General features: G+C 67.7%; 13 protein-coding genes and 1 pseudogene. 6 read left to right on the forward strand and 8 right to left on the reverse strand.

What is annotated here, in order from left to right:
* Positions 1–86: 86 nt before the first annotated feature.
* Both OG900_38815 and OG900_38820 read left to right on the forward strand, forming a co-directional pair.
* Positions 87–221 carry a hypothetical protein gene (locus tag OG900_38815; protein WUH95537.1) on the forward strand — a complete coding sequence of 45 codons (135 nt, stop codon included), beginning with the start codon at positions 87–89 and terminating at the stop codon, positions 219–221.
* Positions 218–658, forward strand: a complete 441-nt coding sequence (locus OG900_38820; GenBank protein WUH95538.1) for a hypothetical protein — start codon at positions 218–220, stop codon at positions 656–658. The genes OG900_38815 and OG900_38820 overlap by 4 nt, the downstream gene beginning before the upstream one ends.
* Here the strand turns inward: OG900_38820 and OG900_38825 are convergent.
* Positions 581–2575 (reverse strand): NACHT domain-containing protein, encoded by a 1995-nt coding sequence (locus OG900_38825; GenBank protein ID WUH95539.1) that lies wholly within the window; start codon positions 2573–2575, stop codon positions 581–583. The two genes, OG900_38820 and OG900_38825, sit on opposite strands and share 78 nt — an antisense overlap.
* 504 nt (positions 2576–3079) lie before the next feature.
* Here OG900_38825 and OG900_38830 point away from each other — a divergent pair.
* On the forward strand, positions 3080–3634 hold the full coding sequence (locus tag OG900_38830) for a hypothetical protein (protein WUH95540.1): 555 nt from the start codon (positions 3080–3082) through the stop codon (positions 3632–3634).
* A 12-nt stretch (positions 3635–3646) separates the two neighbouring features.
* Positions 3647–4443, forward strand: a pseudogene (gene istB / locus OG900_38835) (IS21-like element helper ATPase IstB).
* A 63-nt stretch (positions 4444–4506) separates the two neighbouring features.
* Here istB and OG900_38840 read toward each other — a convergent pair.
* A complete protein-coding gene (locus OG900_38840; GenBank protein ID WUH95541.1) occupies positions 4507–4950 on the reverse strand; it encodes a hypothetical protein in 444 nt (147 codons plus the stop codon).
* Between the two features lie 61 nt (positions 4951–5011).
* On the opposite strand from OG900_38840, the gene OG900_38845 reads away from it, so the two are divergent.
* Positions 5012–5569 carry a hypothetical protein gene (locus tag OG900_38845; protein ID WUH95542.1) on the forward strand — a complete coding sequence of 186 codons (558 nt, stop codon included), beginning with the start codon at positions 5012–5014 and terminating at the stop codon, positions 5567–5569.
* Positions 5570–5627: 58 nt separating this feature from the next.
* Here the strand turns inward: OG900_38845 and OG900_38850 are convergent, their stop codons facing one another.
* Complete coding sequence (locus tag OG900_38850) at positions 5628–6395, reverse strand: phosphotransferase (GenBank protein WUH95543.1); 768 nt, start codon at positions 6393–6395, stop codon at positions 5628–5630.
* A gap of 287 nt (positions 6396–6682) precedes the next feature.
* Here OG900_38850 and OG900_38855 point away from each other — a divergent pair, with 287 nt between their 5' ends.
* Positions 6683–7195: a hypothetical protein gene (locus OG900_38855; GenBank protein WUH95544.1), complete on the forward strand. Its 513-nt coding sequence runs from the start codon at positions 6683–6685 to the stop codon at positions 7193–7195.
* A gap of 9 nt (positions 7196–7204) precedes the next feature.
* On the opposite strand, the gene OG900_38860 is transcribed toward OG900_38855, so the two are convergent.
* From OG900_38860 to OG900_38880, 5 genes are all read right to left on the reverse strand, one after another.
* On the reverse strand, positions 7205–8833 hold the full coding sequence (locus OG900_38860) for an ISL3 family transposase (GenBank protein ID WUH95545.1): 1629 nt from the start codon (positions 8831–8833) through the stop codon (positions 7205–7207).
* Positions 8834–9024: 191 nt separating this feature from the next.
* A complete protein-coding gene (locus OG900_38865; protein ID WUH95546.1) occupies positions 9025–9534 on the reverse strand; it encodes a DUF6233 domain-containing protein in 510 nt (169 codons plus the stop codon).
* A 129-nt stretch (positions 9535–9663) separates the two neighbouring features.
* Positions 9664–10188, reverse strand: coding sequence for a hypothetical protein (locus tag OG900_38870; GenBank protein WUH95547.1), 525 nt, complete (start codon positions 10186–10188; stop codon positions 9664–9666).
* Between the two features lie 71 nt (positions 10189–10259).
* Positions 10260–11450, reverse strand: coding sequence for an IS110 family transposase (locus OG900_38875; GenBank protein ID WUH95548.1), 1191 nt, complete (start codon positions 11448–11450; stop codon positions 10260–10262).
* A 324-nt stretch (positions 11451–11774) separates the two neighbouring features.
* Positions 11775–12506, reverse strand: coding sequence for a phosphotransferase (locus tag OG900_38880; GenBank protein WUH95549.1), 732 nt, complete (start codon positions 12504–12506; stop codon positions 11775–11777).
* Positions 12507–12603: the final 97 nt, after the last annotated feature.

Here is a 12603-nt window from a genome sequence, read left to right on the forward strand (position 1 = left end):
GATTGATGGTAGGGTCGATTCCGGTAGCCCCGGTGGTGGTTTCGCCGCCAGGGGTGAAATGCCGGGCTGGAAGTGAGGTGGGGGCCGTGGCGAGCGCGGTGGCGGTGCCGGGGACGGGTGCGGTGCTGGACGCGCGGATGGCGCTGGCGCTGAACGTGCACACCTGTCCGGGCGTGTACGCGGTGCTGCTCGGGCGGGCATCTCGATCGCCTCGGGGGTGAAGACCGGCTGGGGCATCGTGCAGGACCTGGTGGCCAAGGTCGCCGCCGTGCACGAGCCGGACGACCCCGACGCTGGCGCCCGGGCTGCGGCTGACCCGGAATCCTGGTGGGAGGCCCGGTTCGGCGAGCCGCTCGGGTACTCCCGCCTACTGGCTGAGGCCGCACCGACCCCGGCCGCCCGGCAGGCCCTGCTGGCCGGCTACTTCGAACCCGCCGACGGTGAGGACGCCGGCAAGCAGCCCACCGCCGCGCACCGCGCCCTCGCCCGGCTGGTCAAGCGCGGCAGCATCAAGGTCATCCTCACCACGAACTTCGACTGCGGGGGTGCCGCCGGACCCCGGGTTCTTGACGTCGGTCATTCAGGGTCTGGGGTTGGTCGCAAGCCAGTCTTGCAGTTCCCGGTGCCGGAACTGGTAGGCGATGCCGGAGATCCGTAGCAGGCCCGCTTCGTAAGCCCAGTTCAAGAAGGCGCCGAGGCGCCAGGGCAGGAGTTGGCCCCGGCACACACACAAGAACACCAGGTAGCGCCGTACCGCAGACCGCGACCACGGCCAGAAGCCGATCACCAGGACGAGGCCCAGTCCGGCGATCACTCCCGTTCCTGGTTGCAGGGTGATTCCGATGGCTGTTCCCAGCGTGATGCCGAAAGCCGCGCCGCTCGCGAACCCGACGATCAGGTCGTCCCTGAGCGGATGGCGGGGGTCTGTGGGCACGATGTACCCCCATCCGATTGCGGTGATGATCGTTGGGCTGCCCAGGACGATCACTGCAGCGAGCCCCATCCCGAACAGCATCTTTAACAGGGGCTCGACCACCACGCCGAGTCCACCCCACTTGCCTCCCCAGCCTCCTGCCAGCCCCATATCCAGCCCGAGTGCCAGCGCGGTGGCCAGGAAGACCGCGATCTCCCCGGTGAGCCCGCGCCTGCGAGCCGGATGGCCCAGGCTGCGGGCGCTCCTGGGGGGCCGCACTGTATTAAGGGTGACCGACCACGCCGAGCAGATCGTAAACAGCACCACTCCCGGCAGTGGGACCAGGGAGAATCCTGACGGGCTCTGGCCCATCAGAGCCGCATCAAAAGCCAGGGCGAGCAAGGCCGTGGCAGCCGCATCGAGTGTACGGACGCGGCGGGGACCTGCGAGGGTCCACAGCTGATGCAGGAGCAGGTCGGTTCGGGGCTCGGCTCCAGCCGAGCCCGCCAAATGGGTGGCCAGGACGCTTAACCACCGGTGCACCTGGCGAGGAGTGTAGGGGCCCGGGTGCTGAGCGGTGGCGGCCTGGAGGTGGCGGGCGAGCAGGTGGTCGCGGACCGCGGCCGGGGAGGTCAGAGCCAGCAGGTCAGCCGGGTCGCGGACGTACGCGTGCGTCTCCGGATCGCGTTGCTCGTACACGGTGACGGCCAGGTTCAGGCGCCACGGGGTGTCCAGGGCACGGGCCAGGACCCCGGCAGGATCGGTGGCCAGGGCGGTCAGTACGGTCGCCCAGCGGGCAGGGGCGGCGGCGCGGCCAGTGAGGTAGGCCGTGGCCTGGGGCGGGGTGACGGGACGGATCTGGACCCGGGCGGAGTCCCGCATGTGCACATCCGCACTGGCCAGTTCCTCGTACTGTTCTGCCCGGCAGGTCAGCACCAGGGGAGCACTGCCCCGCGTGTCCTGGTAGTCATTGAGGAGAACTATGGCGGCTATCGCACGCCGGCGGCCGAGAGGCGTGGTGCTGTCATCCATCTCGTCCAGGCCGTCGAGGACCGGCAGGATTCGCCGCTGGTCGACCAACGCCTGCGCGACGTCGGTCGTAGTGCCGTAGCGCTGGTGGATTTGCTCAGCCAGCCATTGGGCCAGCGGCTGCAGCGTGTCCCAACTCGCGAGGGAGAAACGCACCGGAACCGGATCAGCGTCGCCGCGATCGGGGTCGTCCAGGATGTCGATGAGCAATTGCAGGACAAGCAGCGTTTTGCCCGCCCCCGGTGCTCCAGTGATCAGCAGCCGGGCAGGGCGCAGGCTGCGGTAGTAGGCGAGCACGTCCGCGAGATGTCCACGTGTGGCTGTACGGACCGCGTCGTTCCCCGTGGCGTGCAGGTACTCGAAATTCACGTCGATGCGTCGGCCACCCGCGCCCAACAGACTGGCGACCTGGTCCCGTTCCGAGACCCTGACCGCCGCCGCCAGGGCCCGTGACTTGAGGTCCAGGTCCGCCGATGCCTCGGCCCGGTCGTCCCGGTACGCCGCCCAGGCGAGGAACGCACCGGGAAGCGTCGGCACCAGCGCCACGACTACAGCGCTCGCGCTGCCAAGGTGATACCGGCGGTTCAGCCACAACACGATCAGCAAGGTCGCCACCTGACCAATCGCGTACACCAGGCCCACCTGCCTGACCCGCGTCCCCCCCATCCTTGAAGCGTCCCGCACCCCCGCACGGTCCAAGTACCGGCGTCAAGTCTGGTATCTGACTGTGACCAAGGTTGAGGAGGGCGAAGCCTGCTCGACTGCCGCCGGGAAGCCTGCTGCTGGGCGGGGCGCGCGAGTCCCGGCAAGGTGGCTGCCCGCCGCGCCGCGGGCCGACGCGACCACCGACGGCGCCCCGGACGATCCGGTACCGCCAGGGCAGACGGCAGCCGCCGGCCATGTCCCGGCCGCTGGCGAGCCCGAGGCCGCATTGGCGTCGGTGTCGACTGCCGTCGGGGTCTCCGCCGTATCGGCGAGTACTTCGAGGCCGAGCGGCCACTGCTCGCACCGCTGCCGGAGGAGCCGTTCGAGACGGGCCGGCACTTCACCCTGAGAGTCGACCGCTACAGCCAGATCAGCGTCCGGACCAACCGCTACTCGGTGCCAGTGCGGCTGATCGGCCGGAGTGTCCGCGCGATGCTGCACGCGTCTGAATTGATCGTCTACGAAGGCCGCGAGGAGGTCGCCCGGCACGAGCGGCTCATCGCCAAGGGCGGCACCCGGCTTGAGTTGGACCACTACCTGGAGGCCCTCGTGCGCAAGCCCGGCGCCCTGCCCGGCGCAACCGCGCTCGACCAGGCCCGCTCCGCAGGCAGATTCACTCCAGTCCACGACGCCTGGTGGGCGGCGGCCGTCAAGGCCCACGGCGAACGCGACGGCACCCGCGCGCTCATCGAAGTCCTCCTTCTGGGCCGCCACCTGCCTCACGAGCACCTGGTCACCGGCCTCGCAGCGGCCTTGAACACGGGCGCTCTGACGGCTGACGCCGTCGCGCTTGAGGCCCGCAAGGCTGCGGAAGAGGACAGCAACACCCTCGCAGAACACGTGCCGCCAACGGCCGACCGGTCGAAGGTCACTTCCTTGGCTTCCCGTCGCCTGGCCCACCTGCCTCCCGACAAGCGGCCGCTGCCCTCGGTCGCCCACTACGACCAGCTGCTACGACTGCGCCGACCGGACCGCCCCACCCCCTGAAGGAGACCGACTGTGACCATTCCCCGCCAGCGAGGACTCACCGAGCAGGCCGCCACCGCGGCAGTCGACCAGGCATGCCGGATGCTGCGACTGCCAACCATCCGGTCCCAGTTCCCCGAACTCGCCGAGACCGCCGGCCGCGAGCAGATGTCCTACCTGGGCTTCCTCTCCGAACTGCTGCTGGCCGAGTGCGACGACCGGGCCCGGCGCCGCTCGGAACGACGGATCAAGGACGCCGGGTTTCCCCGCGACAAGTCACTTCGCAAGTTCGACTTCGACGCCAACCCGAACATCGACGCGGCCTTGATCCACACCCTCGCCAAGTGTGAATGGATCAAGAAGAGTCTGCCGCTCTGCCTCATCGGCGACTCCGGCACCGGCAAGTCCCACCTGCTGATCGCACTCGGCACCGAAGCCGCGATGGCCGGCTACCGGGTCAAGTACGTCCTGGCCACCAAGCTCGTCAACGAGCTCGTCGAGGCCGCCGACGAGAAACAGCTGACCAAGACCATCGCCCGCTACGGCCGCGTTGATCTTTTGTGCATCGACGAGCTCGGCTACATGGAACTCGACCGCCACGGCGACGAACTCCTCTTCCAGGTCCTGACGGAACGCGAGGAAAAGAACAGCGTCGCCATCGCCTCCAACGAGTCCTTCGGCAATGGGGACAGGGGTTCGGCGACGAAGTCCTGGCCACCGCCATCCTCGACCGCCTCCTGCACCACTGCGACGTGATCTCCATCAACGGCCCCAGCTACCGGCTCAAAAACCGCCTCGCCGCCATCGAACGGGAAACCGACGTCGCCTGAGCGCTTGACCAGTCGTCTCAACAAACTGCAGCTGTTGCCTGAGCGTCGAACGGCTTCAGGCTCTCACTGGAACACAGAGGCCGCATCATCGCTCTGTGCCTGGTAAACGGTCACGGTCGCGGCCACAGCATCGACTTCGATCGGTCCCGCGATCCTCAGCCAGACCAGTTCGGGCAGGCCCTCGGAGCGATCGAGTCGGCCGACCGCCTCGGTGGGCCAGGGCAACGGCAGCTTCGGCAGATGGACGAGGGAGATCCCATCGATGAAGGAGAAACCCAGTGCGGGTTCCCACGGGCGAACCGAGTAGAGATTGGACAGCGAGACCACCACATCGGGCTTCCGCGGCCCCTCGCGCAGCCATACGTCCAGTGTGTTGTCCTTGCGGTCCTCGTTGGACTCGTCCAACGAGACGCGCTCGATGAAGTAGCTGATGCAGGACTCCAACGTCCGCGCCGCATTCGTGCATCGGTTCTTGAAGGCGTCAGTCGCCCCATGCTCGTCGGCCACGACACGAGAATACGGCGAGTGGAACGGTCCATGAGAGCGGCTTCGCTGAGACCAATCAGTGGTGCACACAACTCCGTACGCGCTGGAGCACTCGGATAAGTACGCGGACACTTGCCCCTACTGCCAGACCGGGTTCACCACCGACGCCAGCCCCCGCCGGATCTTCTGCTCCAAAACCTGCCGGGACCTCTCGCGCACCAGCGAAGCCGCGCTGGAAGATCGCACCTGCCCGATCTGCGACAACACCTTCCGCGCGGCCAAAACCGTCCGGCAGGTCTACTGCTCGCCCACCTGCCGCCGCGATGCCGAACGCCAACGCGACCAGGCACGTGACGCAGACCGGGCCCGCCGCCTCGGAGAAAACCCGCTCCCGCAGCGCACCGCACCGCCGGCGCTGCCCGAACTGACGGAACCCTCCATCATGACCAGACCCCCCAACCGCCCGCTACTGCGGCCTCAAGCCCCCGAACGCGACCCCCTGGAACCCACCGCCACCCGCGACTGCCCCCACTGCCACCAGCCCGTCACCATCGTCGCGCTGCTGGCGACACCCGAAGCCGCACGACCCACCGTTCACACCACCATCCCCGACATCGTCCCTCTGCGACGGGCCCCCTGACGGACACACGATCCACCTGCCAGTGCTGGCTTCTGAAGGCCAGCACTGGCACCATCGATCAGGCGAGCAGGTCCATCAATCGAGCGGCTTGCCGATCTGCTGTCCCCGGCGGATTCCTTGGCGCGTCGGCGTCGTCAAAGGCGAGCAGGAACAGCCAGACGAGGGCGAGGAGGCGGCGGCAGTGCGTCAATCGCACCGCTTCGGCCGCCGTGAGGTCGAAGTGCCGCAGGAAGAGCGTGGAATCCAGAGGATGCTTCACCCAGCTGGCCACGTGCTCCGTGATCTCTGCCAGTTCAAAAGCACGATCGCTGCGACCTGAGTCCTCGAAGTCGACCACCTGAACTCGCAGCCCGTCCCAGAGGTAGTTCGCGAGATTCCCGTCCCCGGGCCCGAAGACACTCAGAAGATCCTTCTGGCAGCTGGTGTCCAGTCCGGACCGGTCCAGCCAGTCCATACCTTCATCCATAGCCCGACCTAGCAGGCTACTGACCCGAGGGCGGGCTTGAGGGAACCACGAACGGATGTGTCCGATCAGCTCCCCTTGATGCCCAGGCCGCAGCGGAACTCCAGCCAGAACGTCCGACGGCACCGCTTCATGCACCCTCTTTACGGCCGCAGCAAGCGCCTCGACCTGATCGTCGTCAAGCAGCAAACCCCGCAGCGGTTCACCGGCCAGCCTGGACATCACCACAGTGGGCTCCGCTGCGGCAAGATCCGCCCCCAACGGCGTTGGAGCCAGTCCGGGCGCATACCGAGCAAGCAACCCCAATGCGCGCCACTCACGCCGACCACGCTCACGATCTTCGCCACGGAACCGCTTGGTCACGCTGTTGGATCCCAAAACGATGGTGTGAGTGCTCCACCGATCAGAAGTCATGACGACAGATAGTGCCAGGCGAAACCCCGCTCATCGCTCCCCACCCTCCCCATATCTTCCAAGTCCCAACGAAATGAGGAGGAAGAGCACCACCGGCCGATTTCAAGGCTGTGGCGGAAATTTCGTGAAGCACCTGATGGCGGTGGGGCCGACAGCTGAGTCATGCTTGATCGCTAGCGCCGGGGCGCGGGGTCCGGCATGGCTCTTGGGGGTCCGCGGTGGTAGTCAGTGAGCTGGTGCGCGCAGAACTGCGACGGGTCGATTGGGCTTCGTTGGAGTGCGGCTGCGGCGATTCTGCGGACCATGTGCCTCTTCTGATCGAGACGATCATCACCGCTGAGACGCCCCGGGACATGATCGGATACACCCTCGATGGTCACGTTGAGGAGAGCACGATCATCTTCGAGTGCACTCCGCCGGCGGTCGGCGTGATCATGGCCGCGCTTGCGGGCGACCTCTCGACACTGGCCCGAGACGTGCTGCTGCAGACGTTGTCGTTCGTAGCCGCAGGCTCCGGCGACTATGAGCCGGATACAGAAGGTGCGGGTCTGGGCGACGGATGCCGGACCCACGCTCAGGAGGGGTTCTGGGGGCTCGTCCAGCTCGGGCTCACGGGTACTGCGGAAGTCGCCGAAACGGTCGCCGACATCTGTGAGTACTTCGAGCTGGGCGGTGACAAAGCCGCCTTCTACCAGGCCGAGCTTCGCGAACGTATGCGCGCGAAGACCAAGCGCGGGCGACGCGTCTGACGGTGAAGATCACGGTGGTTGGGCGAGGACGAGGGTTCGCAAGAGGGCGAAGGAAGCACGGCCGTATGACCGGCGTTTGATCAGTTTGATGCGTGTGACCTGTCCCTCGACGGCACCGGAGCTCCAGTGGAGTGTCAGGCCGTTGACGACGGCATCCCAATCGTTCTGGAGGAAAGCCGCGAAGCCCTGGACCGGTTGTGGCCCCTGGTCGAGAGCACGGGCCATCCAGTGCGTGAGGTCGTGACCTCGGCGTTCGCGGGCAATGGCACTGAACTCGTGAGCGAGGTCACGGGCGGTGGCCAGATCAGGACAGGCATCCAAGATGCGGTCGAGCTGTTCGCGCTGGCTGTCGGTCAAGCTCTCCGGGCGCCGCATGATCCAGGTCGTGATGCGGCGGGGACTGGGAACAGGCTGGCGTGGTTCCGGGGCGGCGGTGCCGGCACGGAGGGTCGCGATGTACTTGGTGACCACGACGCGGCTGCCGCGGTAGCCGCGTTCGCGGATCTCGCGGAAGAGGGCTGCGGCGTTGGTGGCGCCGCCGCGGAAGCGTTGTTGCAGGTAGGGCTTGAAGCGGTTGATGTGTCCGTTGGGGCGGCGCTCTCGGGCCGAGGCGAGGATCTGGTCGAGGTCGGTCGTGAGGTAGTGGCGCACCGTCTTGCGGTCGCGGCCCAGGCGGTCGGCGATCGCGCTAATCGTCCAGCCGCGTTCGCGCAGCTGGTGGATGTCCGTGTGCCACTGGCGGACTCGGGCCAGGAGCTGGCTGTCGGGTGCGTCGTTCGGCTCCGGCGGTCCGATCAGTGCCGCCAGGGCGGCTGAGTCCGACGGCTCCTCGGTGTGGTCCAAATTGCCGGTCTCGGCGCCTTTGCGCAGGCAGGCACGGTGTTGGTGAGCGGTGCGTTCGACTGCTCGGGCAAGCGAGTGGAGTAAATGCCAGCGATCTGCGACCTGGATCGCGTCGGGGGCCGCACGGGCGGCGGCCTGGCTGAAGGTGCTGCACCGGTCCCGGCAGATCACCTTGATCTCGGGGTGGTCGGCGAGCCAGGTGGCCACTTCGTCCGCGGTGCGGTCGGGTAGCAGGTCGATCGGCCGCCGTGTTTCGACGTCGATCAGCACGGTGCCGTAGGTGGCGCCCTTGCGGAACGCGAACTCGTCGATGCCCAGGACCGTGACCTGGCTGGACGGCGGGTCCGGGAGCCGTCGGAGTTCCCCCAGGATCATGTCCCGGCTCGCTCGCACTGGCAGATAGCTGGCGAGCCGGGCGCCGGCCCGGCCACCGACGGCCAGCCCGATCGCCTGCACCATCCGGGCGAGCGCCTGGGTGCGGCGCCGGTACGGGTTGGTCAGGCACGACACCTGTTCCGCCATGGTCCGGCGGGAGCACAGGCCGTTGTCGCACAAGAACCGCCGGACCCGCAGGCGGAGCAGCACCCGCTGGCCCCCCAGCGGACGGTCAGCCAGCCTCCGCATGTACGTGCTGTGCACACGCGAGGCCAAGACATCGCACGAAGGGCACTTCACCGTCGGCTGCCTGGCGTGCAGATCGATCCACACGACGTTTCCGACGACGTCCACCGCATCGACGATCAGTCCCTCGACGTCAGGCCACACGAGATCCCAGAAGTGCTGTTCGTCCCCCACGGTCAACATGCTGGACAACGGACATCACGGGCCATGACGGATGTTTAGAACTGGCCGTCACGAAATTTCCGCCACAGCCGATTTCAAAGATCCCCATCACCGGCGCTACGTTCGCGCCCGGATCGGCGATTCGGGGCGCGGAACGGCGAGTGCGTCGGAGCCCACTGACGTAGGTGCGGCCGGAACGGCGCCTACACCACGGCGGTGCGCAGCGGCCGGTCGGGTCGGCACAGCGGGCAGAGTGCGGCGTCGGGTCGCTCGAGGACGGTCCGGGCCTGCTCGGTGCTGGCGGGCCGGGTGAGGTCGCGGGCGGCGCGGCAGTCGCCGCGGTGCACGACGCGGGCCGGGCCCCGATCGGGTCCGAAGTAGACCGACTCTTCGACCTTCCAGGCCGGGGTAATGCCGGGTCGCTCGGTGGGGACCTGGTCGTAGGGCTGGCCGTCGACCGGCCGGCACAGGGCGGCGGGGGCGCGGAAGTCGACTGCGGCGGGCAGGGCCAGGAGCCGGCCCCGCTCGCTGCTCTGACTGGGCAGGTGGATCTGCAGGTCGTACCACCAGCCGTCAGGCTCCCTGCATCGGGACTTCACCACGGCGAACAGGTGCTGCCCGTCCGGGAGGGTCACGTCGACCAGCGGCCCGTCGGCCTGCGGCAGGGCAGCCGACTGCCCCACGCCGTGCTCCTGGTCCTGGTCGTCGCTCACCCCTCAAACCTAGTTCGATTCCCCGTTCGAATTCACGGTGGAACGCTCCCCGCCGCCGCACCCGGGCCGCTGTGCCGTGCCACTGATTCCTAATGTCGTTTGTCAAGTTCGGTGCCCGGCCGGGATGCCTCATAACGGTTCATAGTCGGCATATGGAGATGGGTAGTTGAGGTCGCGGACTGTGAGTTCAGGATTCCGGTACCTCGCCGAGAGTCGGTCGACCGTCTCCCGGATCACCGCATCCAGCCTGGCCAACGTCAGCGCGCTGCCCCATTGCTCGTAGGTGAGTAGCTTGAGGATGTTCATCCAGTGGGAGCGGGCGGCGTCCGGTGCGACCGCGTTGAAGCCGACGAAGAGTTCGTAGTCCCGCCGCGGCTCGGAGACCACGCCGGCGAGGGGAACTCCGGCCAGGTCGTCGCCGGTCAGGGGATGCCCAGTGGTGACGGCGGCGTCGTTGGACAACGCGTAAAATCTCAGGGCCAGCAGCGTCCTGCTCATACCGTCGGCTGCCGGAGCGGGCATCCGCCAGACGGCATAGCCGTCCAGTCGGCGATCCCGTTGCCAGGACACCTGGTCGTGGACCTCGAACACCGTGTCGCCGTATGCAGCACAGGCGTCCCAGATCTCCTGCGGGGTTTCGACCGGATCCGGCATGGTTCCAATCCTTCCGCACGTGCCGGGATTCGGATACCGGTTGTGCGGAGGGACGCATAGCCGCAGGGGAGTCATGCGGCGACCGGTTCCGGTGGTGCGGGCTGGTAGCAGCGTTCGTCGCGGAGGAGCGCCCACAAGACGTTGACGCGGCGGCGGGCGAGGGCGAGGACGGCCTGGGTGTGGCGCTTGCCCTCGGCCCGTTTGCGGTCGTAGAACCGGCGGGACTCATCGCACTTTCGGATGCTGAACAGTGCGGAGGTGTAGAAGACGCGCTGGAGCTTGCGGCTGTATCGCTGGGGGCGCCGCAGGTTCCCGCTGATCTTGCCGGAGTCACGTGGGACCGGCGCGACTCCTCCAAAGCCGGCAAGCCGGTCAGAGGTGCCGAAGACGGTCATGTCACCGCCGGTTGCGGCCAGGAACTCGGCGCCGAGGATGATGCCCAGGCCGGGCATGCTGGTGATTACTTCGAAGTGGTGGTGGTTGCGGAACCGGGCCTCGATGAGCTTGTCGAGCTGGGCAACCTGCTGGTTGAAGGCCATCACCTCCTTCGCAAGCGTGTGCACCATCTGCGCAGTCAGCTTCTCGCCGGGCAGGCTGGTGTGCTGACGTTCGGCGGCCTGGGCGGCCGTCTCAGCGAGGTGATCGGCGTTGCGGACGCTGCGGTTGCGAAGCCAGGTCTCCAGTCGCTTGCTGCCGAGCCGGCGAAGGGCAGCCGGGGTCTGGTAGCCGGTCAGCAGGATGAGGGGGCCGGTGTTGGTGACGTCGAGTGCCCGCTCCAGGCCGGGGAAGATGCCGGACAGTTGGGCCCGGAGCCGGTTGACGGTGCGGGTGCGGTCGGCGACCAGGTCCATGCGGCGGACGGTGAGGATTTTGAGGTCGGTGACGGTTTCGTCGCCGGTACGTATGGGGTGCAGGTCACGTCGGATGCGGACTTGGTCGGCGATGACTGCGGCGTCCTTCGCGTCGGTCTTGCCCTCGCCGCGGTAGCTCTCGGAGGCACGGTGAATGGCCCGGCCGGAGATGTAGTGGACGGCCTGGTCGTGGTTGAACAGGATGGCGATGACCAGGGCGGCTCCGCCGTCGGCCAGGTCGATGCCCCAGGTCACCTCGTCGCCCAAGGCTAGGACGTCGGCCAGGAGTTCAAGGAGTTCGGGCTCGTCGTTGGCGACGCGTCGCGACAGCAGCCGACGGCCGCCCTCATCGATCGCGACACAGTGGTGGTGGGTCTTGCCTGCGTCGATGCCGGCCCAGATCGCGGTCATCGTGCCTCCGTAACGTGCGGTGTGCTGGTGCCTCCCGACGGACGACATCGCTGTCGATTCCCTACGGAGCGATCGAGTCGCAATTCCTAATTGGCAGCCGAGTCGTCGTGGGGCGTCGGGCGGCCAATCAGTGGAAGCCACAAGCGGCAGAAGTTTGAAAGCCACACCCGACGCCCCTGGGTGGGCCAACCATACGAAGGGCTCGCCCGTCCCGGTCAACAACGTAGGGAAGCTTGACCGATTGCCATCGAACCTTGACGGAAGGGAGTTTGTGTCACCGAAGATTGATCACGCAGGTCGGAGGATCGGGCGAGCGTCGACCCGTCAGGCCAGGTGTGCTTGGAAGATCGCGCGATTGACCGAGGTGTAGGCGTGCTCACGCTCGGACCACCGGATACGTTCGGCGATCTCGTGGTCATCAGCGACGTGCGGCGGCGGGCTGGCGAGGTGGCTGCGCCACCAATGGGCGTTTCGGGTCTGGCGGTCGAGCGTGGCGTCGATGAGGCGGGAGCGGGCGGCGGAGTGGAGCCCGTACGCGTCGGCGAGGACGCGCACCTGCGCCGCCTGCGCGGGTGTGGGCGGAGCGTCGGATTTGGAGGAGATGCACCAGGTCCACGCCATGTATCCGAGGTCCTCAAGGGGATTGCCGGGGGCGGCGGTGTCGAAGTCGATGAAGGCGACCGGGACGTCGTTCGTGAAGACCGTGTTGTTCGGCCCCGGGTCGTGGTGACAGACCACGGGGTGCCGGCCGGCCAGGCGGCTGCCACGGGTGGCGTCGTGGAAGGCGCGGAGCAGGGCGCCCGCGGCGGCCACCTGGGGGTCGCTCCAGCGTTGGAAGCGGGCCGGCACCCAGCCGGGAAGGTAACTGAGGACCTGCCGGCCGGCCGCGTCGAACCCGAGGTGACGTGGAGCGCCGGTGAAGCCCTGTTGCCAGAGGCCACCGAGCAGCTCGACGACGAACGCGGACGACGCCGCGACCGGACGCCGGACCGTGTCGCTGACCCTGACTACACCAGGGGTGATGCGCCCGCCGGACAACGGCACTTCGCTCTCCATAGCTCCATCCTGCATGTCACCTGGACGCTCCACCGACCGCTACCCGCGCAGGGCCGTCGGTCAAGGTTCCCTACCTTGTTGGCACGGGATCGGGCGA

Source organism: Streptomyces sp. NBC_00433, from assembly GCA_036015235.1.
In the GTDB taxonomy this organism is placed as follows: Bacteria; Actinomycetota; Actinomycetes; order Streptomycetales; family Streptomycetaceae; genus Actinacidiphila.

Excerpts from the sequence above, each read along its gene's own strand:
- OG900_38875 (WUH95548.1), bottom strand. The coding sequence starts at position 11,450 with ATGACCGCGATCTGGGCCGGCATCGACGCAGGCAAGACCCACCACCAC.
- OG900_38870 (WUH95547.1), bottom strand. The coding sequence starts at position 10,188 with ATGCCGGATCCGGTCGAAACCCCGCAGGAGATCTGGGACGCCTGTGCT.
- OG900_38830 (WUH95540.1), top strand. The coding sequence starts at position 3,080 with ATGCTGCACGCGTCTGAATTGATCGTCTACGAAGGCCGCGAGGAGGTC.
- OG900_38880 (WUH95549.1), bottom strand. The coding sequence starts at position 12,506 with ATGGAGAGCGAAGTGCCGTTGTCCGGCGGGCGCATCACCCCTGGTGTA.